Origin of the sequence: Paenibacillus ottowii (assembly GCF_050516475.1) — a bacterium.
Taxonomy (GTDB): Bacteria; Bacillota; Bacilli; order Paenibacillales; family Paenibacillaceae; genus Paenibacillus; species Paenibacillus ottowii.
Genome location: NZ_CP191577.1, coordinates 4666690 through 4690373, shown reverse-complemented (window position 1 = coordinate 4690373; position 23684 = coordinate 4666690). Strand labels below are relative to the sequence as shown.

Below are 23684 nucleotides of genomic sequence, written 5' to 3'. Positions count from 1 at the left end.
AATGTAATTTATGTAATCGTTTATAATAAATGTTTCTATGTTAAAATACAACAATATTTATAATATGAGTATTTATTTTATGATTTTTGAATATTTATAATTTATGGATAGTAGGTGGTTTTATGAAGACTTTGGGTGAAAAGATAAAGAGTATAAGAAAATTAAATATGCTTAATCAAACTGACTTTTCATCAACTATTGGTGTTTCTCAGGGTACATTAAGTGAATTGGAAAAAGATAAGTACAAACCATCCTTAGAAACCATAATTGCCCTAAAACTAAATTTCAATGTTGATTTAGATTGGTTGTTGCTTGACGAGGTGGCGATTCCTTATAGTGGAATATTTCATGTTAAAATAGATGATCTTGAATCAAAATTAATCTCAGGATTTCGAAAGTTAGACTTTGCTGACAAAGAGGAAATAGGGGAGATTGTAAATTTGAAGCTAAAACGGTATAGAGATAAATGAACTAAGCAGGGGACTTACTGTTCAAACACAATAAAGATGAGTTCTGAACAATAAAGTTAAAAACCTGATGAATAAGTATCATCGGGTTTTTAATTCTTGTTGTTTTTCTTACTTTGGAAGGACTCGCGTAGCTGCCACCGAATGAATTTTAACGATATTTGCAATTACCTAGACCTTTCATATCGGCGTCTTTCCTGATATCGCTGATAAAACCAAATTGAAATGGCCAGCCAACTTCCACTAGCTAAGAATCCCCCAAGAACATCACTCGGATAGTGAACTCCCAAATAAATTCGACTAACCCCAATCATAAGGATCATCGCTGAACTACATACAATCAATATGCCTCTCACCGTGGATGTTGAAATATGCCGCCACAGTAAAAAAGCGATCACTCCATACAAACTAAAAGCGGCCATAGAATGTCCACTGGGAAAACTAAACCCATTTGCATTAACAATACGGTGTAGAGTTGGTCTTGCACGATGAAAAACGAGCTTTAACGTTCCGTTCAAGAGAGCTGACCCGGTGACGACCCAGATAAATAAGATCAATTCTCTTCGGTGGTGTAGGATTTTATACAGAATGAAGAAAATAGCGATCGAAATAACCGCGACCGGTATTCCACTCCCGATGAAAGTAAAGAATTTCATGATGGTCGTCAAAGCTGGTGATTCAAGCCCTTGAACAACGGAAATGATCATGTTGTCAAATTGAGCTACTTTTTTATCCGATACGAGGAGAGCTATTCCCCCGAACCCAATAGCACACAAAAAGCTTATGAATAAAGCGCGAGTAAGCTGCAATTTCAGATTCATATGGGTCAATCCTTTCCTTAAATGCGGAAGACCATCATAAACAAGGCAGCTAATACAGCAATCACACTGCTTGTGCCAAATGCAACTACAGGGCCATATGTCTGCCACAAAAATCCTGCGAGGATACTGGCTGGTAATGCGGCGATGCCGGTCATCGCGTTGTATGTGCCCATAGCGATACCTCGCTGCCCTTCAGGTACAATGTCGGCAATATAAGCCTTCTGTATACCTTCCGTAAACGCATAATAAAGCCCGTACAAGATGAACAGTATCCATATCCATGTGACGTTCTTCGCAATGCCAAATCCAAAATAAATGAGAGCAAAGATCACAAATCCCGAGATCAGTACCGGCCGACGGCCAATGCGATCCGACAGCATGCCTACCGGCATGGAGAAAATACTACTGCTTAAATTAAACGTGAAAAAAGCAAGTGGAATAAGAGAAGGAAGCATTCCCGCGTCTTGCGCCCGCAAAGCCAGAAACGCATCAGAGAAATTGCCGACCGTAAACAGGGTTGAAATCAAGGAGAACCATACAAACCGACGGTTTAAGTTCCTAAACCCGATTTGAGGGAGTCTTGCCTGTTTTCCGATGCCATGTGATTCTTTTTCCTTTAAGAAAAAGAGGATCAAGACAACCGCGATAAGACCTGGGATCACGGATAGCCAAAATACAAGGCGATAATTGTTTGTGAATATGGCAAGCACACCAAAAGCCACTAATGGACCTAAAGCAGCTCCTAATGCATCCATAGCGCGGCGAAACCCAAATGCCTTCCCGCGTTCTTCTTTTGTCGTGGAATCGGCGACTAAGGCATCACGCGGCGACGTACGAATCCCTTTTCCGAAACGGTCGGAAAATCGAATCAGAAGCACCTGTCCCCAAGAGGCGCTTAACGCAAAGAAGGGTTTTGTTAAATTAGACAACCCATAACCAATTAACATCAAAAACTTATATTTGCGGGTGCGGTCGGTAATCCATCCGGAGAATAATTTTAATATGCTCGCGGTGCTTTCGGCTATTCCTTCAATGATGCCAATCGATTCAACCTGAACATGCAGGACTGAAGTTAGGTATATCGGCAAAACAGGTACGATCATGTTGCTGGAAAGATCGGTAAATAAACTCACAAGACCAAGAACCACGATGACCGGATTTATGGCGAAAAGCCTTCTTTTTTTCGGTTGGGACACCGGTTCCACGTCATCACCTCATGTTTTGGGAACGCATTCCCCTTTAATTATAGGGCTTGCCGAACTGACTTTGAACACTTTCTTCAATTGTATATCCCTTGCACTCCATGGTTTAAACAGTAGCGATTATTTAGCCGTCATCTTCTTAGCTTTGGCCGATCTTATGTACCAAAAAGCGAGTCCCGCAACAATCAAAATAACGACCATTATCAAGAGATACCGATGGATTGTCTCGGTCACGATGCGCCAATGCTCGCCTACATATGTGCCTAATGAAATAAATGTAACCACCCAGAGCATGGCTCCGGGCACTGCAAACAAACTAAAACTTCGATAAGACCACTTGCTGATTCCAGCGCTGTAAGCCGTTAAATGGCGGACCCCCGGAATGAAGTACCCGATCGTGAGCGCGAATTTCCCAAAACGCTTAAACCAAATTTGAGTGTGGTCCAACCTCTCTTTTGTGATGTGAAGTTTTTGACCGTACTTTTCTAAAAGTGGATACCCGAATTTGTGTCCGACAAAATAACTGACCGACATACCGATAAAGCTACCCAATACTGAAACCAACACAGTAGGGATATAATGAAGCCTCCCCTTCGATATTAAGTATCCCGAGAACGTCATTAAAATCTCGTCCGGTACCGGCAACCCTACAATTCCAAGCACCAAGGCACCGAAGATACCTAAATAGCCATAGTGCGCAATGAACCATAAAAGCTTATGCTGAAACATGAGATATTTCACCTCCTAGGTCGTGGTTTTTCTTTTTAGCTTTTCCAATATCCACAAAGTCATGAGCCCAGCAGAGAAAATTACGATTCCTAACAAAAGTAGTCCCCCAACAAACGGAACATTCAACAGGGAAACCAACACAATTGAGCCTGTTAATGCGATACTCCAGTCAGACCGACCCATTGCCACCTGAGTTCGTTCTCCAACTAACATACTTAGCACAGCTAAACCAAAAACAGATGCCAGACCCACAAATAACATGATGAGCAGCGCAATCGGAATGCCGATAACGGTAATTAACAACAGAAACGATAGGGCAACTAAGATGAGTGTGCTAAAGAAGCCGATGTAAATGAAATGCCCTGGAGTCCGCCGCGCTCGTTCTACAAAGAGATGAATGCGTCCCTTGCTAAGGAAAACGGCTGTAACAGGTAAGATAACAAGCAGTACGCTTACGGCGAGCTGCAGAAGCCAAGTTCCGATGACTAACCCTCCGCCGATCATCAAACTGTTCAGTGTCGCATGGTCAAAAGAAAGATTTATGATTTCGTCCCTTATAAATGACCCAGGTTCCTGCAAAACTTGTCCGCCTACCACAACAACAAAACCATTGATTTTAGCGGATGATTTCAAATCCAGATCACCATTGAACACGATAACGGAATTTTTCACTGTTCCTAAAATGGTCGCATCGCCACCGACAACGACAACATCATCGATCGACTGATTCACCGGAACGGTGGTATTTTGATGTTCAAATATACCTTTTGCCATTGCATTTGCAGGTATCCAAAAAAATAATGTCATGATCAAAAGAGCCACATATATCATTGAATGGCGTCGTTTCAAATTTGATTCCTCCTGAACTGATTTTGTTTGAGCAGAAGTGTTAGTGAAAATCCTGAACCAATCATAAGCATCAGCGAGAATCCAATTAAACCTGTTGTCAAATAGGGGTCAGAAGCGAGCAGGCTGCCAACTGCAAACATCAAATTCATGAAAACTTTCCATCCAACAAAAGCGAATTTGAATGTGAACGAACCTACTAATGTAAAAATGATCACAAAGACCAGCAGCGAACTTAACAATGGCACGAAAAGCCAGTATCGCTCCCTTGAAGGATTGGAAGGGACCTGGTTTCGGATTGCTTGAAGCACCGTTTCTTCGACCGTTTCCGGCACTTCGATCGAACGGAACGTTTCTAAAACATCATTCTTTAACATCATAAAATCGTTAAAGATGGCAAAACACTCCGGGCAATCGTATAAATGCTCTTCTACCCGTTGTCGTTCATGCTTAGTCAATTCGTTATCCATATAAGCGGAGATAAGGTCTACAATGTGATCAGACATGCTATTCTTCCACTCCCTTTTTCAATTCTTTTCGCAACTGGAGCCTCGCCGCATTAATACGGGATTTCACGGTGCCTAAAGGAATATGGAGCATACCGGCAATCTCGTCATACGTATAACCTTCCACGTCTCGAAGTAAGATGGCTTCTCTGTGCTCGGGGCTTAATGTTTTCATCGCTTCTTCGATGGTCAAATGAAGATCCCTCCGTTCGATTCCCTGGGTGGAAATGCCGGCTTCAATCTGATCACTCGATACGATGTTTTCTTTTTTTCGCTTTTTAATGCGATCATAGCACAGATTAGAAACAATTCGTGTCAACCAAGAGGAGAAAGCATAGCTATTCTCGAGATTTGATAACGAATAATAGGCTTTAATAAATGCTTCTTGAGAAACATCTTCTGCTTCCATGCGGTCTGAAAGCATACCGAAGGCAAAGCGAAAAACCCGATCTTTATATTGTTTTACAAGCAAGGCAAACGCTTCTGTCTCGCCGCTTTTAGCCTTGCCTATCAATCTAAACAGTTCCTGGTCCACGCATAATCTTCCCCCTGAAGTATCTCAATCAAAAAGACTTCCGATTACGTTGAAAAGTTCAACTTGTTGTGTTTCATAAGTCGAAGTACCTCTAACAACACGACATTAAGGCTAAGCCAAACTCCTCCAAATACATAACCTGCAACAACATCGCTGGGATATTGAATGTTGAAATAAATACGGCTGATTCCAACCAGAAAGGCAACAGTAAGAACAAGCAGAGAGGCGCCCATTTGGACCCCAGCCATTTTCACATGCCGTACGATGAGATACGCCGCGAAACCCAAGAAGATAACGGTAATCAAGGTCTGCTCGCTTGGAAACGTATTGATCAGGCTAGAAGGCCCTATGCGATGAAAAAGTCTTCGAAATCCCTCGTCCCAAAGTTCGCCGCCGACAAAGACAAACAATAAGAATGTCCATTCCAGCGGTCGATCTTCTCCCTTTATCAAAATCATTATCAGAGCCAAGACAGCGACAGTGAAAAGCACCTGAAACGATGCTAAATATGCAAAGAGATTCATCCAAAATGCCCAGCTTTCATCGAATAGGGCATGGACGATATAGGAGGTGACCACATCAAAATCGGCAAATTCATTGGCGAGCAAGTCTTGAATCAGGCTTGCCATTACCATAAAAAGTATCAGAAACACTCCGAAAGAGGTGAGAAGCAAAAAACGGACCCTTCCTAACGTATGAAATATTTTAACTCCTTTACGAAGCCCCGCTAAAGTCGCGTCATATATTTGGTCTCGGTACTTTTTGTATACGTACACACCAGCGAAAACCACCGCAGCGATAAGTCCTGCAATAATCAAATATTTGGTGATTGTATGATGGAACAGTTCCCATTTTGGACCGAGAATTTTTCCAAGCGATATAAACATGCTTGTCCATAAAAATGCCCCGGTATAAGCAAATATCATATAGGTTCGAAACGGCAGGCGTGTGATTCCCGAAAAATAACCAGTCAAGTGCCGAACTCCAGGAATGAAATAGGCAAAGAGGAGCAGCTTGTTTCCATAACGCTCAAACCATAGTGAAGTCTTCTCTAAATTTTCGGGGCCAAGATGGAATTTGGTGCCATGCTTTTGAAAAAAAGGCTTGCCTAGTTTATATCCGATCCAATAAGAAATGGTCATACCCATCGAAGTGCCTAGACCTGCTGTAAGGATGCTTACCATCCAATTTAAATGTCCTTGGAAAACCAAAAGCCCTGTATATGTCATGAGAACTTCTCCTGGCAAGGGGAGAGCGAGAAGCTCGAGCGTCAGGGCAATTCCTAAAACTAAGTACCCATGCTGATCCATTAGTTGCTGTATGAAATGTGTCACGCGTCTTACCTCCACGAAAGGAAATCATTTATAAATAAAAAGACTTATTATTTTTCGATAAAGTTCAGATCATGCAAAGGTAGTTTGTACTTTCTTTAGATAAAAATACCCTTGAGTATCTATAGCTCAAGGGTATAGCGAAATATTACATTTGCGGCTGAATGTGTATAGTACCGGACGACCAGGAAACTGTTTAGAAAATGGTGCGTTCTACTCCTTATCATCAAAACAAAAGGACAGGGCTAGTTTATCAACGTGTTTTCCCTTGAGGGCTTTGCGTTTTAGCCCAAATCTTTTGTTCGATTTTCTCATACATTTCAAGCCCGTAACTCATGCATTTATCGGCAAAATACCAACGGGTAAATAAGCGGTGCACGAAAATGGCAGATACCATCCCAATGATGGCCCCAGTTAATACATCGCTTGGATAATGAACACCAGTCCAAATCCGTGAAATTGAAATACTAGCCGCCAATATTAACCAAACCAGTCCATCTTTTTTCCGGAACATCCAAATCGCAGCTGCAATAACAAAAGCTCCGGTTGCATGGTCACTTGGAAAAGACGCATTTGCTGGATGATTGATTAATTGAATGACGTGATGGGCCACAAAGGGACGATCGCGGTAAAACAGAAGCGCTAAAATTCCGCTGAAGCCTAGAGCCAGACACGCGGAAGCAAAGGCTTCAATAACCATTCTTCGATTTTGATTCGTGCGTGTAAACCAATAAATAATGACCCCCCCATAAAACAGATACTGTGCATCCTCGGCTAAAAACTTCATTAGTGGGTTTAAAAACGTATATATCCCCGCCAGACGATTAATCATTTGAAACAACGTATAGTCCATTGCTGATTTCTCCTTATTCATCGATGTTGTCTCTTCTTTCGAACCATAATTGTTTCTCTTTAGATGGAAATGATTCAACTGATAAAAGAAGAGGTACAGAACAATACTCACTGCTATGCCAAACAATCCGCCGATGGCGGCTTCGATTGGGCGATGATCAAGTAATTCTTTTAACACTTTGATTTTCCGAATCCCTGGTGTTCTATGAATGTTTAGTCACGAAATTAATAGGGACTTTAATCAATTGTGCTAGTAGTATAGATGCCAAAGCCATGATAAAAGGATAATTCATGAAGTGCCCAAAAGATCATGCTCCTTTCTCTTTTACTTGGATTGCCGAAAGTTGCTTAACTTTGGTGATCATCTAAATTAAAAAGACTGTGAATTTGTTATAAAAGTTCAGATATGCCCAAAACCAAAATTTACCGATACCGATGAATAGATTATCGAGCCATAGACGTAGAACAAAAGTTTCGATTTTAAAAATGTAAATGGAATAATGCAAGGTTTCTAGAGAATTTACTTTAAAAATTAGGTGGTTTGAAACCTTAACTTCCGATACTCACAGTATTAGGATTTTTATTCGGAGGGGATAACATGGAGCGAAATTGGGACTGGAAGAACTGATTAAGCATTTTACCTCAAATGCAGAAAATAGGGCATAAAAGTGGTGAGATGAGAATCGGTTTGGCCGTCATATTTAAGTTTTTACAATATGAGGCACGATTTTCTGTTCCATAATGTGAATTTCCTAAAGCCATCATTTCATACGTTGCCAAGCAAATTGATGTATCGGCAGTGCTGTATGCGCAGTACGATTTGAATAGCCCAATGATTAAAGGCTTTGAGTGGATACCTTTCAAGATGTACAAGAGATGTCGGATTTCACGTATGGTTGCTAAAGAAAGAAAGCAAGACCCTTTTAAGCGGATCTTGCTTTCTTTATGGTTTAGATCAAATCCATTAAAGGAGTGGTATTAGTGGCTCGTGATGTTGTTGCCCGAACACTTTGTGTCTCATTCGATTATCTCAATAAACGTAATCCGCTTAGTATGACGGTTAAAGTACTACCTTCATGTCCTACAACACCGGAGGGAAGGTTGATGCCGCCAAAAAAGTTTGAAACAACCAGTACGATTATGACCCCGATAGCAAATACTAAATTTTGTTTGATCACTTCGCTCGTTCGCCGACCAAGCGAAATTGCAAAAGGAACTTTAGATATATCATCCGCCATTAATACTAGATTTGCTGTTTCTAGAGCAACGTCGGTTCCTGCTGCTCCCATTGCTATACCTACTGAAGAGACAGCCAGGGCAGGAGCATCATTAACCCCATCTCCGATCATGGCTACCTTACCTTTTTCTGATAGCTTTTTAATAATTGTCACCTTATCTTCTGGAAGCAGATTGGCATAGACTTGATCAACGCCTACTTGATAACCAATTGCTCTTTCTGTTGATTCTCTATCTCCCGTAAGCATAACAACCTTCATGCCCATGTCCCTTAAGGCTCTTACTGCTTCTTTTGTATTAGGTCGTAATACATCTTGAATAGCGAGGAATCCAATAAGGATGCCGTCTACCTCAACAAAAATAACGCTTTTTCCTTCCGATTCAAGTCTTTCAGCTATTGTTAATTCTTGTGAGCTTAATTCTAAACCTTGAAGCAAGCCCTGTTTACCAATCCTGCACTCATGACCATTAATAGACCCATTGATACCGAGACCAGGGATGGCAACTAAAGCATTTGCTTTTTCAAGAGTGACTCCTTTGTCTTTTGCGCTTTGGACAATTGTTTTAGCGATGGGGTGCTCTGAAAGGTTTTCGAGCGAAGCAGTCAGTTTCAAAAGAGATTCTTCATTATGTCCATGGAATGGTATGATATCGGTGAGCTTTGGTTTACCTTCGGTAAGGGTCCCAGTCTTATCAAAAGCAACCGTTGTTACATAGCCAATGTGCTCTAAGTGAACACCGCCTTTAAACAACACTCCTTTACGAGCCGCGTTAGACACGCCGGAAAGGACAGCTGGCATAAATGATGAAACCAATGCACAAGGAGATGCAACAACCAAGAAGATCATAGCGCGGTAGATCGTTTGATCCCAAGTCCAATGAAGCAGGAAGGGCGGGAGCACCATCAGAAGTAGGGCAATCAGAACAACAATTTTTGCATAAATGCCCTCAAAGCGCTCTACAAATAGTTGGCTGGGTGGCATCTCATTCTTGCTTCTTGTACCAAATGAATAATCCGGGAAAGAAGGGTATCTTCAGCTGGCTTGGTTACCTTTTAATCTTTAATGCACCTTGCCCATTAATTGTTCCAGCAAAGACGTCATCACCTGCATACTTATCAACGGATATCGATTCACCAGTAATGGATGCTTGGTCAACTGAAGAAAGCCCCTCTGTACGATTATTCGGCAATACAGCTTAATTCAAGTAGTGAAGAGGTTATTGGTTGGTCAAACATTAGTGATAACTTAAATGTATTTATGGGTCCACAAATAAAAACTGAAGCCCCTTTTACGAAAGGGTCCTCCAAACAGCAAGTGATTCATGCCATGGGTACCCCTACATCCGTGATTAGGGATTGGTGGGGATATGGTTTTTCGACGGTTCTATTCGATTTAAATGGTAAAGTTACGAGTGTCAAATATTGATAAGAATCTAAAAGCCGCGATAAACTCAAAGTGAAAATCCTCTCATTACTTATTTTCCACATTTCACTATTTGGTTGTTAAAGAAAAGATAGCAAGACCTTTTGGATCGGTCCTGCTATCCAATGGTTTAGATCAATTTTTCTATAATCATTTTGTCTACATATTGCTCATCTATAACCCCTTGTTTTTCAAAAATACCGAATCACGGTAACCAATCTTCCGATAAAGCCTCTGACAGTTTTCATTAAAGGGGAAGGTGAATAGGACGATCTTATAAAAATTTGTTTTTCTTGGCCTCTTTCTCTAATTCCGAATGATGCGCACACTAACTCCTTTACTACGGAAGCTTCCGATCTACGGAAACCGATAGGTCTGCTACACCATCATAAGCACAACGATGAGAATAACGATTCAAAGAAGCCCAACCAACCACAATTCCGTCCAATTCTGCGACCAAAATGGAGTAGCGATTTTGTTGTTCTCTATAGGCGACCCGCCAACATTTTAACGAAAAAATACGCGAAGCCTTCGAATGTACATAGCTTAGCGTTTTTTCTTCTCTAAGCCTAATAATCCGGGCGGTATAGCCCGGGCCACCGGTAATTCAGCATCCTTTTGTTTCAACGGTCGTATTGATTTGATAGACGTATTCTGCCTGTTGTATCGCCTAAGAAATTGATATGCTCCCATCCAAGAAGTGAAATATGGTTTAATAGTTCTTCCTGAAGCTTTTACGGTGCTCAGTTTCTATCTGGAGATAGACAGTATTCCAAACGCTAATTGCATTGATGATAATATTCAAGGCACTGGCCCGTTGGAGCTGTCTTGTAGCGCACGTTCTCTCAGCTCGCCATGTTTGCCGAAGAATGCGCTCTGACCAATGCATTCATGGCTTCCCCCTTGTTCAACCCCCCGATGGATTTTTCGCCGCAGCGCCTCGCTCGAAAGATAGTCCATGATGAATATCATTTTCTCGATACGCCCCATTTCTAGCAGCGCGGTAGCCAACTGTTTGTCTTGCATAGGAACCGATTTTCCCCATAATGAGCGATGCTGAAACGGTGCCTTACCGGATGGAGTGAGTTAACCGGAGTAAATCGTCGTAGTTCTCTTGAATGATCTTTGTATTAATCTGTCCGCGAAGCAGCTTCTCCAATTTAGGAAAATCGGAAGGTTTCCCGATAGCGTAGAGCTTGGAATCAGTCACTCGCTTAAACGCGGCGCAAAGCGAAATCCGAGCAAATGCGTTAAACCAAAGACTTGATCGGTGTAACCGGCTGAATCCGATAATGCTCCTCGATGGCCAAGTCCGTTTCATGGTCTGGAGCAAACCGTCGATGACGTGTACGGCATCCCGAGCGTTCGTATTGATGACTTTCGTGTAGAAAGTGGAAAATTGGTCGCTCACGAACCGATAAATCGTTGCTCCTTTTCCCTTCCCGTAATGGGGGTTCACATATGCGTGAAGCGCCGAAACTCCAATCTGGACTGGCATTCCATCAGTGACATGCTTTTACATACAAAAAGAGCAGCCTGTTTAGTTGCTCTTTTTGTATATAAAATATATTGAGTTTTCATCAATTGAATCTCCTCATATAGAATATTACTGTCCCATTTCCTTGCAGATTAACTTAACGGAGTTTAGTTTGATAAAAGTTCCATTTAAAAAGGAATCGCGGTTAGCGATTCCTAAGATTATTATTTATTTGCTGCATTTATGGTACTAAGTGAATTGTTAAGTGCTGTGATACACTTGTTTACATCAGGATTCGATGAACGAACTGCTGCTAATACAACATCAATTGTTCCATCAATTTTCGTCCATGTAGCGCCATCGATTTTTCGAAGCTTAGGTTCCTGTGTATCCCATTGATGTTCTAATTCATCTGCCCCTTTTTTCGCTGAAGCAAAGTCATTTTTGTTTACAGACTTTAATATATCATTTTCGATTTTTGCAATATCGGTTAACTGTCCAGATAATGTTGTTTGTGGGGCACTAGATTTTGAATTATTTGCACCTTTTAAGACACTAAGTGAATTAGTAAGTGCTGTTTTGCTTTGATTAACATCAGATTTTGAAGAACGAACCGCTGCTAGAACAGAGTCAATTGTTCCATCAATTTTTGTCCATGTAGTGCTATCAATTTTTCGAAGCTTAGGTTCTTGTGTATCCCATTGATGTTCCAAATTATCAGCGCCTTTTTTTGCTGAAGCAAAGTCGTTTTTATTTACAGCGTTTAGCATATCATTTTCAATTTTAACAAAATCGTTTAATTGACCTCCTAATGTAGCTTGATCAGCAGCACCTTGTGATGCAATATAATTACTGCGCCAGTTATAACCGCCTATACCAACAACTAAGAAAATTACGAGTACAACAATCGTTTGTGTTAGCACATGTTTTTTATTTGCATTACTTTGGTTAGTTTCCGCTATATCACTTTTAGCATTTGTATCAATTTTTGAAACGGCAAGGAAAACGATGATCGCTAAAATAGCGATAAGAAAAATGACACTCGTAACGGTTGTCCCGAGTCCTAATCCGCCATTTACTTTTGGTTGAGATAGGTAATCTCCAAGTGACGCTCCAAGCGGACGAGTTAAAATATATGCAATCCAGAAAGCTAATACCCCGTCAAGTTTCAAAAATTTATAAGCTAAGAACACAAGAGCAATAATAATAACAACGCCTATTCCTGTGTTAAGATAACCAAACCCAAGTTGTTCTGAATATAAATCGCCGACTGCTGTTCCAAGTGCAAAGGTGAAAAGGATCGTAAGCCAGTAGAAAACTTCTCTTTTTTTAGTAAAAATCGAGTGGATCGATAGTGTTTTTTCACTAAGATACCAAAATAGAAAGGTCAGTCCTAGTAGCACCGAAAAAACAGCTGTACTAACCTCAAGTGGTACGCTCATATAATCTGTCAAATTATCCGTTACCAGTGTTCCAAATACACTTATAAGAACAACTGTTACCCAGTAAATGGCTGGAACATATTTGTTTGCTTTAAGTTGAAAAAACAATGCAATAAAAAACGCAATTCCCATAATAATGGTAGTAAGAGTTAAACCAAGTCCAATGTTGAAGTTGATGAAGTCAGCAAATGTTTCACCAACAGTTGTACATAAAATTTTGATGATCCAAAAGAAAATCGTCACTTGTGGCACTTTGTTAAGTAAAATTATCATTTTATTTTGGTTTTCTTGCATATATAATTTCCTTTCTTTAAAGTGGTTTCCCACAACTTTATTATATTTCATTCTCTCTAAATAAGAATATCCATCCAAATCCAAGTTTATAATAAGGAAGTCTGCGTTGTTTCTCCCACACTGGTTGCCATAAGTATGAGGATTCCGAAAAATATGGTGACTTCTGATTCTTTGCTTATCATTTACCGACCTGAAAAGTAGTCATTGTAAAGCAGTCGTAATGGAATGGATCGACAGTGTCTTCTCGCTTGCGTACCAAACCAGGAAAACCGCAGTTAGCAGGATGGCAAACACTATGGTGCTCGTTTCTTGCGCAATCCCGAGGTTGCCGGTCAGATTATAGGTGATTAGAGTACCAACAACGCTGATGAATACGACTGACGGCTAATAGATCCCCGGCACATATTTGTCTCCCTTGAACTGTAGAACCAGAGCCCCGATCAAAAGCACCGTTCAGCAGCGTCGTTACGGTTAGGTCAAGATTGAGGTTTGGTTCAGTAGGTCCGCTGCCGTCTCCCTAACGGTCGTTGCCAAGATTTTAATGATCCAAAAAAAAGATGGTGACTTGCGGGACTTTGTTTAACATCCGTCTTCCCGGGCTCATGGGCGGCTGGATCAAGCCCTCCTGATTATGCGTATACTGTTCCATTTGCGCTTCCTCCTTTATCGTCATAGAAACAACCGGCATCAGCTGACTCATATTGTCCATGTTGATTCGGTTTTGTCCATGAGTATAACAGCTGAAAATGAGAACTTTCTGTGAAAATGACCCATCTCAACCGAAGCTACGCAGTAAGCGTTGAATAAAATTACATCCATGGGGTATTGTCATTTTCTCATCATATTTTAATATTTCTGTCACCTATAACTGGTGGGGAAGGGTGAGGTACTAATCACCCATGAATTTCACTCCATCCAGAACGAATTGTAGGGAGGGCTTATGGATAACAACACGAACATCATCAGAAAGAGCAGATCAGCAAAACTTTAACCGGGATCGGCTTGTGTCTCTCCATTGCTTTTTCCGGAAGAATGATGCTGCCGACCCATCCGGTTCACGCGGCTTCCGTTTCCGGCAGCTCCGTGGCGATCGGGTCATCTCGACAGGGAAACAATTTTTAGGCGTTCGCTACAAGTTTGGAGCACCTTCTGGAAGAACGGACGAATTCGATTGTTCCTCATTCACGCAGTATGTCTTCAAGTAAATCGGCTTCGATATGCCCCGCTCATCAAGACAGCAATCGCGTACCCAGAAGCATTCCTCCAAACATCAGTGAAGAAATTCCGGAAGTGCTGATGGAGAGGATCAACAAGGGGAACACTAGAAGAACTTACAAGGCAGGGTCTCATGCGAGACTCTACCTTTTTGAAGATACAAGAAAGTATAAGCTTCGGAGTCTGGGGTTTCCTTATATCGCAAGAAAACAGCTAATGTTTGTCAAGGGGTACCACCAATATTTTAACGAAATTATAGGCCAAGGGCATGGCGTATTTTTCTATAAACTGAACGGTATGATCGTAATAGGTCGAGTATCAAATTCCATTTTGTTGACTCCCACTCTAGAAAGCAGTGACAGCTAGGCTGTCACTGCTTCTATTGTGCTATCTCGACTTGGAGATTGTTCTATTTCTCTGCCCATTTCAAAACCAGTACATATAAGTAAACTAGTACAAATGCAATACCGTAAGAAACGAAAGTCCATAAATAGTTCCAGTCAGTGCTATAAGTAACCCAGCCCAGCCAAACAGCGCATAGTTCAGCAGCTGTTGTCACACTGGTAAAAATAATAATCGGAAGAAAAGGACTCTTCTGCCACTTTTCGATCAAGTACACCATGAGTGATACTAGTACAGGATATACTCCTAGGTTGAACGGTAAAGTTGAAAAGGTTGCATCCTTTGTGATTGGTGTTACTCGCCAAAAATCAAAATGTATGCCAATTGCATTAAACAGAAAGCCTACTGTTGAACCGAACGGAGCGACTCGCAGAACAATCTTTGGTTGTTCTACAAATACCAAAACTGCTATGAGCCACGGTATGAAGAACGCTAATACGAAATTTAGTACCATATGGGCGACCTCCGATGAGTTGTTCAAAATTCATAAATCAGTGATAAACTGAGCCGAATATTAAACAGCGGCAGCCTTGGAGCATAAATAAAATTCCTCAACTTCCACTTGATTTAACGACCTGTGGAACATTTATGGCTGAGAATAGTTTAGCCATGTGATGAAACTTTCAACCCATTTTTTGAATAAATCCATAAACTTGACATGCTCTATTTAGGGGTCCAGCCAACATTCTTAACGAAAATATACGCTAAGCCCTTTAAGCCGACATTGTGCAATTTCATAGTCACATCCGTTGGTGAAATATAAAAATCGGTATCTGGTATCTTAGTTCTTCTGTCCGTGTCGATAAATGAAGCCTGATAGTATGATAATTTATCGTAGGGAAGAGGTGAGTCTTATTAAAATCAAGAAGCAAATATTAGCGCTAGACACTAAATATCAAACTCCATATTACATCATTAAGGGAGATTATCTTGGGGAGACCGTTTTTGTGACTGCAGGTATTCACGGCAATGAAATTGCCAGCATTCGTGCAGCTAAACAGTTATTGGATAATTTGAAGAAAGGTAAGATAGTGATAGAAAACGGAACACTCATTCTTGTCCCAATTGTAAATCAAAGAGCATATAAAAAGCGTGTCCGGGGTATTCCTGATTTAAATAGAACCTTCCCTAAGAAATCTCATGATTCACCAAAGCATCAGCTATCTAAAGAGCTGTTTGCTTTAGCCCAAAAAAAAAACCCCAACTGGTATATCGATCTACATGAAGCAAACGGATTATCTAGAATAAATCCTAAAAGACTTGGTCAGACCCTCATTACCAACTCTGATAACATGGCTCGGTCAGCGGTCATCAGAATTATAGAGAAAATGAATAGCAATATTCCACAAGTGCAAAGACAATTTACAGCTCGCTTCAAACATAAGAAGGGCTCAGGGCGGACAGCCGCGAGCAGAATTCTTCATGCAAAAGCCATTACTGTAGAGACTTGCTGGAGCCTCCCCTTATCGAAAAGAATACAGTATCAAACACAAATTATTCACTATATCCTTAAAGAGGCTCATTTAATTAATTGCTTAGCCTAATTCAATAAAATTATTAATTAAAATATACGAAATTCGTTGTTCACCCAATCAATAACTTAGTCAAAGCATATTCTATACTGTAACTTCTCCTATACTTGATGACGTTATTCTCTTACTCCTTTCATGAAACCAAGACTCCACCGTGACTGCAGCGGCTAATGAAAGGATCGCAGGGGCCTGATCGGAGCCTTAATAATCCGGTCTTTTTAACGTTAGATTGGATAGTATTTTCGTTAGTACACACCCGTATATTCGTGAAGGCTTCAGACCAAACACCTTTCGCTTATTATTTTGGTTATTCGCATAATTAAATATGCGAAATTCGTTGTTCACCCAATCAATAACTCAGATCAAAGCATATTCTATACTATAACTTCTCCTATACCTGAAGATGATTTTTCTCTTACTCCTTTCATGAAATCAACAACCTATTGGCGGGAACCGTGACTGCGACTGCAGCGGCTAATGAAAGGATCGCAGGGGCTTGGCTGGAGCCTTAATAATCCGGTCTTTTTAACGTTGGATTGGGAAGTATTTTCATTAGTAGTGTCCAAGCCTAAAAATTCACACTATTTTCATTGGAAAGGATTAGCTTTTATTACGCTCATGCGTTTGTCCGGAAGGCTTCCATTCGGATTTCTCCAATACCAGCACTGCGGCCACATATATGGAGTAACGAGTGTCTTATGCTCCAATTTAAAATGGCTAATATATATTAATCTACCTAAAGTCATAAGTGGAATTATAAGGGTAATTTGTCCGCGTTTAAGTTACCTTTTTAGTGCCCCTCGCATTCTCTATAGTAACTCATAGAAAAGCGAGGTGATTAATATGGCCCGTTTAAGAACGGATGTTGTAAGAAGTCGGTTACATCCGTGAACTTTGGAAGCGAATCACCAGCCGCAATTTATGGATTTAAAACCTTGAAGAGTAAGCGTATATATCAAAAGATGTGTGGTTATCAAGGAGCGTACGGCCGGCGTTAACCAGTTGATTTATGTTCTTCCCTGCAATGTGGAATTCTCATAATATACACCATCTTGTATGGATTCAGAAGAGTCGGGGATGATGAAAAATGAAAGTTTTAATGTTGGTATCGCGGTTGAATATTGGAGGAACCGAAAAATATATTCTTTCTCTCTCGCAAAGTTTGTTAACACATGGGGTTCAAGTCGGTGTTGCAGCTGATGGAGGACCACTCGCAAACTCATTTCAAAAAGTTGGGATTAGGCTTCATAATGTGCCAATTGGAAAAAATTCAAAACGAATATCCTTATTGTCTTCGATCATAGCCAAAGAAAGGTATAACTTGATCCACGCCCATGATTCCAAGTCATTTGCTCAGGCAGTAACCTTATCTCAAAAGCATAAAACCCCTTTAATTATTACTATACATGGCACTTATCATCGTCGGGCTGCCCTGTTATCAGCAGCAAGAACTTCCCAACGTGTGATTGTAGTTTCACCAAAACTGACTCAATGGTTGTTGAATCATAAAATTCCTACGGACAAGATCCAGATGATTCCTAATGGAATTGACATAGCAACGTTCCGTCCTGCGGCAAATAAAAACCATTGGAGAAAGGCGCTCCGTTTACCGCAAACCGCCCAAATTCTTGTATACGCCGGAAGATTCTCGTCTGATAAATATCCCATAGCCCGAACTGTAGTCTTGGCGGCTGAACGAATCGCTAAATACAACCGTCAGTTTTTAGCCGTTCTGGTTGGTCCCGGGTCTAGACGTTCAGATCTGGTTCAGCTTGCGGCTAAAGTCAATCGTCGTCTTGGTCGAACAGCAATCATCATTCGTCCTTCGATGTCTAATATCCAACATGCCTATTATGTCTCGGATGTTGTTGTAGGAACGGGACGTGTTGCACTTGAAGCAATGGCATGCGCGAAGCCGGTTGTTGCTGCAGGCGTTGCAGGGTACTGCGGTATTGTACAACTGAAAAATATAAATAAGATGGTTCAATGTCATTTCGGCGACCACGGAGCTTTTGCACCAATTACACCCGAAACACTTTCATCAGATATTAACAGCCTATTAAGAAATCCAAAAAAAGCCTATGCTTTAGGAAAATTAGGTGTTAAAACAGTAAAAAGGAGATTCTCCATAAAAGTTATTGGTTCTCGGATAATTCAAATATACAAGGGGGTCAACTGATGGCATCATAAAGTTAAATGCTCATATGGACGCACCTGCATATGTTCTTCTGCCCCGACGCTTAAAATCATGGGCTGGCTGAAGCGTATAATAGAAAATACGTCTTGACGCGGTAATGCGCGTCCAACAGGTTCTATGGAACTCCATACCTGGCTTCGGCCTCCCTTCAAAATAGGATATATCCGGCTGGTATTTCCCATTCCCCAACCTTCGAGATATGACAGGCCCAAAAAGCCGCATCCGATACTGCCCCCACTTTCAGGAAAGGATAACATAAAAAAATTTAACATTTTTTTACGCTAAGCATTTGCGGATGTAGAAAACCGTTTTTTTGACCACTTTGATGACCGTTAATGATGTGTAGTGGACATCGACTTAGAGTAAGAAAAGCCCGTTTTTTAAGCTCTCTTAGCGTATATTTTCGTCAAAATGTTGGCTGGACCTCGTATATAGGCATGACAAAAAAACCTTCTGCTCCTATAGAAAATTTTGTGGATTAATATGGTAATTCTATGGATGATAGGGCTCGTTTTTACTAAGGATGGCGTATATGTGATGTATAAGCTTGTTTGCGCAGGCGATCACAGCCACCTTGCGCAACACAGACGACAGATACATTTTTGAGCTCCCTGAAGCTACCCTAAATGTGTTTACTCCATCAACAACTTTACTATGAGAAGTCAAATTTCCCAATTCTCTGCTCACCACAGTTACTTGGTGATGCTCGGCAAGCTTTTTTGCAATGGCTAAAATGCAAATCTCTACAGAGCCTCTTCCTGGGACAGGGATTTGCTCCGGTGCCACAACTAGTATTTTCAATCTCATTCCTCCGATCTGGCCGGACGTTTTAGTTGTATTTCTCTATGATGAATTCAATACCATGGATTGGCATAGTCTAGCGTCTTAGAAGAGTACCTATTTTTCTGAAGTCAAGCAGTCTTTGTTCAATTAAATGATGCATAGAATATTCCAATATACCTTGTGAGCTAGTAGGTGAATAAAGGGAGAAAAATGGCTATGTTACAAAAGTAACTTCGCAGGTTTGAAGTACTCCTTGGCAACGGTGATGTTCGCTCCCATATTCATGATACCCGTAAATTTTCAAAAACTGCACTGAAAACGATCTTAAATCGGGTATGTACATAGGCTGAGAACCTTTGTTACTGATGCGCCTCGACATTTCAGTAACGGACAAGTCCCTGCGTTGTCGAATCAACCTGTTGCTAATCAACCTCAACTAAATCAAGTCACTCCAGTGAAAAAAACTTTAAACTCATGGGAGAGAATCCATCCGCGCGGAATCTGAAAACCAACAAATCTAAATGCCATTCCAAAGCAGAGCCTCGAAAGAAGCTCTGCTTTGCTTTATAATATCTCGCGAGCGGTTACATATCGTTTCAGCCAATATGGGCTTCTCCATTTCGTAACGGTGACACCGGGAGGGGATTTATACGTATTGATCATGTTGCCGTCTCCGATATCGACGCCAACATGACCAATCCGATTATCGGAATAGCGATCTCTTCTGAAAAAGACTAGATCCCCTGCTTCAATATCTTTTTGTGTAATCCTTCGACCATTTCGAGCTTGGGAACTGGATGTTCTCGGCAAATTGACTCCGTTTTTCCCAAATATATATTGGGTAAAGGAAGAACAGTCGAATCTTTTGCTTCTGGGATATGGCCCGGCACCGAACTGGTAACGAGTTCCTATCAGGCTTTTACCTAGTGCAATAATTGCGGGAGCCTTTTCCGGTTCTCGTTTTATCTTCGCCTTTTCGGATGATTTTACTTGGGAGATTACATTGAAATCAATCGTTGGGATCGTTACTTTTATTCCGGTAGGAATCGGTTCCTTTAAGTTTTTATTGACAGAGAGAAGCTTTTTTACCGAAGTATTCAGCAATCTGGATAGTTTTTTAACGGTGTCGCCTTTTATCGTGATGATGAAGCGACCGGGTTGTCGTATGGATACACGCTTAACTTTCCTGTTAACTAGGAAATCGACGTTCAAAAGCCGGTTTACAGAACGGAGACTAATAAAACGCTCCTTGTTTATCATAATTAGAGGATCAATTCGAAAGGAGACGCCTTCTCTTTTTGCGATCGCACCGTTTTTGGGAATTGTCACGAGCTCCGAGCCGTCTGTAATCAACATGCTGTTTGTGCTGTTTTTAAAAATATCATACTCCAATATTTCCATTACATCTTTTAGCAGCAAATAGTTTAATGTATTTCTTGTGATTAACCTGATGTTCGTAAACACTCTTTTTTTTCGTGTGAAAAAATCTTTTTGAAATAAAATGAGGGTTACGATTAAATTTGTAGTTGTCATCAGTGGTCTCCCTTGTATATTTGAATTATTCGAGAACAAATGGTTTCTATAGAAAATCTCTATTTAGTCGCATAGCCTCCCAATTTATCCCCACCTTTCCGGAGTTCAACCATAACCAGAATATGTGCCTTGGGGCATTTGGGTCCGGGCTCCTGTCCATTTCTTAAACTTAAGCTAGGTAGTATTGTAGTATCCCTGGAGGGGATATAATCTTTGGATATACAAGAACGACGACGTTTAACGAAGCCACTAAGTTCAAAACCTTGTGTTACATTATTAGAGGTAGCTCAAAAGTGAACACGGTAATGGTAACAGTAGATGTTCATGGGGATGAGAGGGCAAACATTCTTGTAGAAAAAAAACATTTGAGTTTATTGCAAAATGACATTCTCCGTATTAACCAAGGAAGCCAATCATAGTTCCAATCGTTAATCAAAATACATATAAGCGGCGTATCATATTAGGGGATATCTATTTTAATCGGACTTTCCCACGCAAACCCAATGAGACAGCACGTGACCGGTAATCGGCTGCGTTATTTCGGTTAGCGGCGAATTCCAACCAGCATGGTATATTGATCTTCACGAAGGTAAGGGCTCTCTAAAGTAAACTCTCGGGCAGACATTGATTGCGAGTATGCAGCAATGCATTCGGCGTTAGATGTGATTCGAGAGACAAAGGTCAGGGGTAATGCGGATCAATCGGTAGCGGAATTTTTTACAGGGGGGGTTCCATATGAAAAGCATTGGAATTGTCCGGCAAGTGGATGAGCTGGGGCGGATTGTCATCCTCAGGTTAAAGTCAGGGTGCTTATTTTGCGGGTCCATCGAAGCGTTAAGCTACTTCATGGGCCACTGATCAGTGCGTCTTGTTTTCGAGGTATGAGGGGATCTGAGTCGAATGTAGCTGAGCTTGAGAGTGCCATCGCTATGGAATTGCGTGAGCAGCGTTGCATCGGGAGCGGTGGCAAACAGATGATGGGTCAGGCGCGAGCAGCAGATGAAGTAGCTGTAAGGCATGAAGAGGAGTCACAAAAAAAAAGAAAAGGGGAAAACAAGTGGATACTCGGAAACGACTAGCCGAAGTTATGCAAACGCATTCAAACGCTTCACAAGTCAAATGGGCAGAATTGATCGGGGTCACCCAAAGCTACGTCAGATATTTAATTCGATGCGCGAAAAAATCCAACTCAGAAGAATGAGTTGGATTTTTTATGCATCAAATGGCTTCTTCTCGAAAGATACGATCATCTAATGATAATTCAATTGCTCTAACATGGTGTTGGAGTTTATGATTTACAATTTTATATTTATATATCTCTTCATTGTGATTTTTTAGATCTGTTTATATGTCCTGTGATACTAAACATAGTAATTGAAGTACTCCTTCTTGCATTTATAATCTCCCCTTAATAAGACCATTATCACGTTTTAGTTCCGCAACACTTAGAATAACAGTTAGGGATTAGTTAGAAGTCCTGAATTGCAATCAAACTTGAATCCATCACCTAGCGACTACTTTTTTATCACAAACAATGGTGAGCCTAGCCTAGTCTTTGAACATTGACGTAAATAATCCGACTTGATAATAGCGATTTTATTTCATACGTTTGCGAGTGGTGTCAGCTACGCTAGTATTACCCCAATACCGGCTGTTAACAGACCAGATCAATATGATTTATGCTCAAAATAAATAGTACACCTATTCCGATTAACTGGTGATGTTTGAAGGACTTGGTGGAGGGTTTCAAGATTAACATTTCAAGGACAAAATTTTTGTTTGGGTTGGAATAAAGAAACGCTAGAAAGTGGATACAAGTACAGGACTTCTAGTATATGTTAAATATTAACAAGTTACATTTTTTTAACTTTTCTAATGAAATTCTAATTTCCGTAGTGTATAACTAACTGTGTAGGGTGGCGTGTCCCTCTCTTTCATTTCTTTTTCGATTATATAGTAAGGCTCATTAGGACACGTCTAACCCTAATCTCACATTTTGGGAGGACTGTATGAATAACAGCATGAACAACATCAAGAAAAGCCGAATCGTCAAAGTTTTGACAGGAGTCGGTTTTTGTCTCTCCATTGCTTTTTCCGGAAGCGCGCTGCTTCCTGCACAGCAGGCGAATGCTGCTGCCGCTTTGTCCGGTAGTTCCATTGCGGATAACGTAATAGCAACAGGCAAACAATTCATGGGAGTTCCTTATCATTTCGGCGCTCCATCGGGACGGACGGATGAATTCGACTGTTCTTCGTTCACACAATATGTTTTCAAGCAAAATGGCATCAATCTTCCCCGGTCTTCGAGACAACAGTCTACAGTAGGGACGCCCGTTTCCAAAAATCAGCTGCAGCCGGGAGATTTAGTTTTTTCGGATACAAATCATGATGGCATTATTAATCACGTAAGTATTTATATAGGGAACGGACAATTGCTGCATACCTATCGGGTGGGCATTGGCGTTACGATTTCAAACTTTGCGGGAAGCGCTTGGGATCGAGGTTTCATGACCGCACGCCGCGCTATTCGATAATGGACAAGCTCATACAGCACCGCAGCCTACAGATACACAACTAAGTTAGACTTGGGCGGTAAAGAGGAAATTGGTGAGATTGTAAATTTGTAGCTAAAACGGTACAGAGATAAATGAACTGAGAGGAGAACTTAGTTTTGGAAAGCCTTCTGTAATTATGTTTTACATTAGACATATGATCCGTCCGACAGAGATGGGCACACGACAATCATTATAAATTGTACAAGGGGAAATTAGATAGAATTATTGAAAATATTGAACAGAAGCACTTAATAGATTTAGCAGATATCTGGATGTTTGATGAACAGAAAGAAACATACAAAGAC

23 protein-coding genes and 1 pseudogene are annotated in these 23684 nt (G+C 40.9%); 6 read left to right on the top strand and 18 right to left on the bottom strand.

Annotated features, from left to right (window positions below):
* Nucleotides 1-122: 122 nt before the first annotated feature.
* Nucleotides 123-470 (top strand): helix-turn-helix transcriptional regulator, encoded by a 348-nt coding sequence (locus ACQQ6X_RS21855; RefSeq protein WP_305167019.1) that lies wholly within the window; start codon nucleotides 123-125, stop codon nucleotides 468-470.
* Nucleotides 471-634: 164 nt separating this feature from the next.
* On the opposite strand, the gene ACQQ6X_RS21850 is transcribed toward ACQQ6X_RS21855, so the two are convergent.
* The 14 genes and pseudogenes from ACQQ6X_RS21850 to ACQQ6X_RS21785 form a co-directional block, all read right to left on the bottom strand.
* Complete coding sequence (locus ACQQ6X_RS21850; protein WP_430493494.1) at nucleotides 635-1297, bottom strand: phosphatase PAP2 family protein; 663 nt, start codon at nucleotides 1295-1297, stop codon at nucleotides 635-637.
* 8 nt (nucleotides 1298-1305) lie between these two features.
* Entirely contained in the window at nucleotides 1306-2493 is a 1188-nt protein-coding gene (locus ACQQ6X_RS21845) for an MFS transporter (protein ID WP_305167017.1), read from the bottom strand.
* A 117-nt stretch (nucleotides 2494-2610) separates the two neighbouring features.
* Nucleotides 2611-3219, bottom strand: a complete 609-nt coding sequence (locus tag ACQQ6X_RS21840; protein WP_305167016.1) for a DedA family protein — start codon at nucleotides 3217-3219, stop codon at nucleotides 2611-2613.
* Between the two features lie 15 nt (nucleotides 3220-3234).
* Nucleotides 3235-4068, bottom strand: a complete 834-nt coding sequence (locus ACQQ6X_RS21835; RefSeq protein WP_305167015.1) for a hypothetical protein — start codon at nucleotides 4066-4068, stop codon at nucleotides 3235-3237.
* Nucleotides 4065-4571, bottom strand: coding sequence for an anti-sigma factor family protein (locus ACQQ6X_RS21830; protein WP_305167014.1), 507 nt, complete (start codon nucleotides 4569-4571; stop codon nucleotides 4065-4067). Before ACQQ6X_RS21830 ends, ACQQ6X_RS21835 begins: the two co-directional genes overlap by 4 nt.
* Nucleotide 4572: 1 nt before the next feature.
* Nucleotides 4573-5106: an RNA polymerase sigma factor gene (locus tag ACQQ6X_RS21825; RefSeq protein ID WP_305167013.1), complete on the bottom strand. Its 534-nt coding sequence runs from the start codon at nucleotides 5104-5106 to the stop codon at nucleotides 4573-4575.
* 44 nt (nucleotides 5107-5150) lie between these two features.
* Nucleotides 5151-6440 carry a VTT domain-containing protein gene (locus ACQQ6X_RS21820; RefSeq protein WP_305167012.1) on the bottom strand — a complete coding sequence of 430 codons (1290 nt, stop codon included), beginning with the start codon at nucleotides 6438-6440 and terminating at the stop codon, nucleotides 5151-5153.
* 250 nt (nucleotides 6441-6690) lie between these two features.
* Nucleotides 6691-7467 carry a phosphatase PAP2 family protein gene (locus ACQQ6X_RS21815; RefSeq protein ID WP_305167011.1) on the bottom strand — a complete coding sequence of 259 codons (777 nt, stop codon included), beginning with the start codon at nucleotides 7465-7467 and terminating at the stop codon, nucleotides 6691-6693.
* Nucleotides 7468-8314: 847 nt separating this feature from the next.
* Nucleotides 8315-9508 carry a heavy metal translocating P-type ATPase gene (locus ACQQ6X_RS21810; protein ID WP_305167010.1) on the bottom strand — a complete coding sequence of 398 codons (1194 nt, stop codon included), beginning with the start codon at nucleotides 9506-9508 and terminating at the stop codon, nucleotides 8315-8317.
* A gap of 64 nt (nucleotides 9509-9572) precedes the next feature.
* Nucleotides 9573-9716 (bottom strand): hypothetical protein, encoded by a 144-nt coding sequence (locus ACQQ6X_RS21805; protein WP_305167009.1) that lies wholly within the window; start codon nucleotides 9714-9716, stop codon nucleotides 9573-9575.
* A gap of 1034 nt (nucleotides 9717-10750) precedes the next feature.
* Nucleotides 10751-10909 carry a hypothetical protein gene (locus tag ACQQ6X_RS21800; RefSeq protein WP_430493493.1) on the bottom strand — a complete coding sequence of 53 codons (159 nt, stop codon included), beginning with the start codon at nucleotides 10907-10909 and terminating at the stop codon, nucleotides 10751-10753.
* A gap of 109 nt (nucleotides 10910-11018) precedes the next feature.
* Nucleotides 11019-11447, bottom strand: a complete 429-nt coding sequence (locus ACQQ6X_RS21795) for a Tn3 family transposase (RefSeq protein WP_430493492.1) — start codon at nucleotides 11445-11447, stop codon at nucleotides 11019-11021.
* 203 nt (nucleotides 11448-11650) lie between these two features.
* Entirely contained in the window at nucleotides 11651-13246 is a 1596-nt protein-coding gene (locus tag ACQQ6X_RS21790) for a COG4705 family protein (protein WP_430493491.1), read from the bottom strand.
* Between the two features lie 129 nt (nucleotides 13247-13375).
* Nucleotides 13376-13811, bottom strand: a pseudogene (locus tag ACQQ6X_RS21785) (hypothetical protein); the annotation flags it as partial.
* A gap of 250 nt (nucleotides 13812-14061) precedes the next feature.
* Here ACQQ6X_RS21785 and ACQQ6X_RS21780 point away from each other — a divergent pair.
* Entirely contained in the window at nucleotides 14062-14367 is a 306-nt protein-coding gene (locus tag ACQQ6X_RS21780; RefSeq protein ID WP_430493490.1) for a hypothetical protein, read from the top strand.
* 419 nt (nucleotides 14368-14786) lie between these two features.
* Here ACQQ6X_RS21780 and ACQQ6X_RS21775 read toward each other — a convergent pair whose 3' ends face one another.
* Nucleotides 14787-15233, bottom strand: a complete 447-nt coding sequence (locus ACQQ6X_RS21775; RefSeq protein WP_305167008.1) for a CBO0543 family protein — start codon at nucleotides 15231-15233, stop codon at nucleotides 14787-14789.
* Nucleotides 15234-15585: 352 nt separating this feature from the next.
* On the opposite strand from ACQQ6X_RS21775, the gene ACQQ6X_RS21770 reads away from it, so the two are divergent.
* Together ACQQ6X_RS21770 and ACQQ6X_RS21765 are read left to right on the top strand one after the other, a co-directional pair.
* Entirely contained in the window at nucleotides 15586-16323 is a 738-nt protein-coding gene (locus tag ACQQ6X_RS21770) for a M99 family carboxypeptidase catalytic domain-containing protein (protein WP_369425867.1), read from the top strand.
* A gap of 1075 nt (nucleotides 16324-17398) precedes the next feature.
* Nucleotides 17399-18490, top strand: coding sequence for a glycosyltransferase (locus tag ACQQ6X_RS21765; protein WP_305167007.1), 1092 nt, complete (start codon nucleotides 17399-17401; stop codon nucleotides 18488-18490).
* A 5-nt stretch (nucleotides 18491-18495) separates the two neighbouring features.
* Here ACQQ6X_RS21765 and ACQQ6X_RS21760 read toward each other — a convergent pair whose 3' ends face one another.
* The 3 genes from ACQQ6X_RS21760 to ACQQ6X_RS21750 form a co-directional block, all read right to left on the bottom strand.
* Complete coding sequence (locus ACQQ6X_RS21760; RefSeq protein ID WP_305167006.1) at nucleotides 18496-18690, bottom strand: hypothetical protein; 195 nt, start codon at nucleotides 18688-18690, stop codon at nucleotides 18496-18498.
* A gap of 310 nt (nucleotides 18691-19000) precedes the next feature.
* The gene (locus ACQQ6X_RS21755) at nucleotides 19001-19309 is read right to left on the bottom strand and encodes a hypothetical protein (protein ID WP_305167005.1); all 309 of its coding nucleotides are present in this window, start codon (nucleotides 19307-19309) and stop codon (nucleotides 19001-19003) included.
* A gap of 546 nt (nucleotides 19310-19855) precedes the next feature.
* Nucleotides 19856-20824 carry a C40 family peptidase gene (locus ACQQ6X_RS21750; RefSeq protein WP_305167004.1) on the bottom strand — a complete coding sequence of 323 codons (969 nt, stop codon included), beginning with the start codon at nucleotides 20822-20824 and terminating at the stop codon, nucleotides 19856-19858.
* A gap of 881 nt (nucleotides 20825-21705) precedes the next feature.
* On the opposite strand from ACQQ6X_RS21750, the gene ACQQ6X_RS21745 reads away from it, so the two are divergent.
* Entirely contained in the window at nucleotides 21706-21903 is a 198-nt protein-coding gene (locus ACQQ6X_RS21745; RefSeq protein ID WP_305167002.1) for a hypothetical protein, read from the top strand.
* Between the two features lie 930 nt (nucleotides 21904-22833).
* The gene (locus ACQQ6X_RS21740) at nucleotides 22834-23358 is read left to right on the top strand and encodes a C40 family peptidase (RefSeq protein ID WP_305167001.1); all 525 of its coding nucleotides are present in this window, start codon (nucleotides 22834-22836) and stop codon (nucleotides 23356-23358) included.
* Nucleotides 23359-23684 lie beyond the last annotated feature (326 nt).

Bases quoted from the DNA above. Each gene is read 5' to 3' on its own strand.
- ACQQ6X_RS21855 (WP_305167019.1), top strand. From the start codon at position 123: ATGAAGACTTTGGGTGAAAAGATAAAGAGTATAAGAAAATTAAATATG.
- ACQQ6X_RS21840 (WP_305167016.1), bottom strand. From the start codon at position 3,219: ATGTTTCAGCATAAGCTTTTATGGTTCATTGCGCACTATGGCTATTTA.
- ACQQ6X_RS21830 (WP_305167014.1), bottom strand. From the start codon at position 4,571: ATGTCTGATCACATTGTAGACCTTATCTCCGCTTATATGGATAACGAA.
- ACQQ6X_RS21810 (WP_305167010.1), bottom strand. From the start codon at position 9,508: ATGCCACCCAGCCAACTATTTGTAGAGCGCTTTGAGGGCATTTATGCA.
- ACQQ6X_RS21800 (WP_430493493.1), bottom strand. From the start codon at position 10,909: ATGGACTATCTTTCGAGCGAGGCGCTGCGGCGAAAAATCCATCGGGGG.
- ACQQ6X_RS21795 (WP_430493492.1), bottom strand. From the start codon at position 11,447: ATGCCAGTCCAGATTGGAGTTTCGGCGCTTCACGCATATGTGAACCCC.
- ACQQ6X_RS21780 (WP_430493490.1), top strand. From the start codon at position 14,062: ATGAATTTCACTCCATCCAGAACGAATTGTAGGGAGGGCTTATGGATA.
- ACQQ6X_RS21775 (WP_305167008.1), bottom strand. From the start codon at position 15,233: ATGGTACTAAATTTCGTATTAGCGTTCTTCATACCGTGGCTCATAGCA.
- ACQQ6X_RS21770 (WP_369425867.1), top strand. From the start codon at position 15,586: ATGAAGCCTGATAGTATGATAATTTATCGTAGGGAAGAGGTGAGTCTT.
- ACQQ6X_RS21765 (WP_305167007.1), top strand. From the start codon at position 17,399: ATGAAAGTTTTAATGTTGGTATCGCGGTTGAATATTGGAGGAACCGAA.
- ACQQ6X_RS21760 (WP_305167006.1), bottom strand. From the start codon at position 18,690: ATGGGAAATACCAGCCGGATATATCCTATTTTGAAGGGAGGCCGAAGC.
- ACQQ6X_RS21750 (WP_305167004.1), bottom strand. From the start codon at position 20,824: ATGACAACTACAAATTTAATCGTAACCCTCATTTTATTTCAAAAAGAT.
- ACQQ6X_RS21745 (WP_305167002.1), top strand. From the start codon at position 21,706: ATGAGGGGATCTGAGTCGAATGTAGCTGAGCTTGAGAGTGCCATCGCT.
- ACQQ6X_RS21740 (WP_305167001.1), top strand. From the start codon at position 22,834: ATGAATAACAGCATGAACAACATCAAGAAAAGCCGAATCGTCAAAGTT.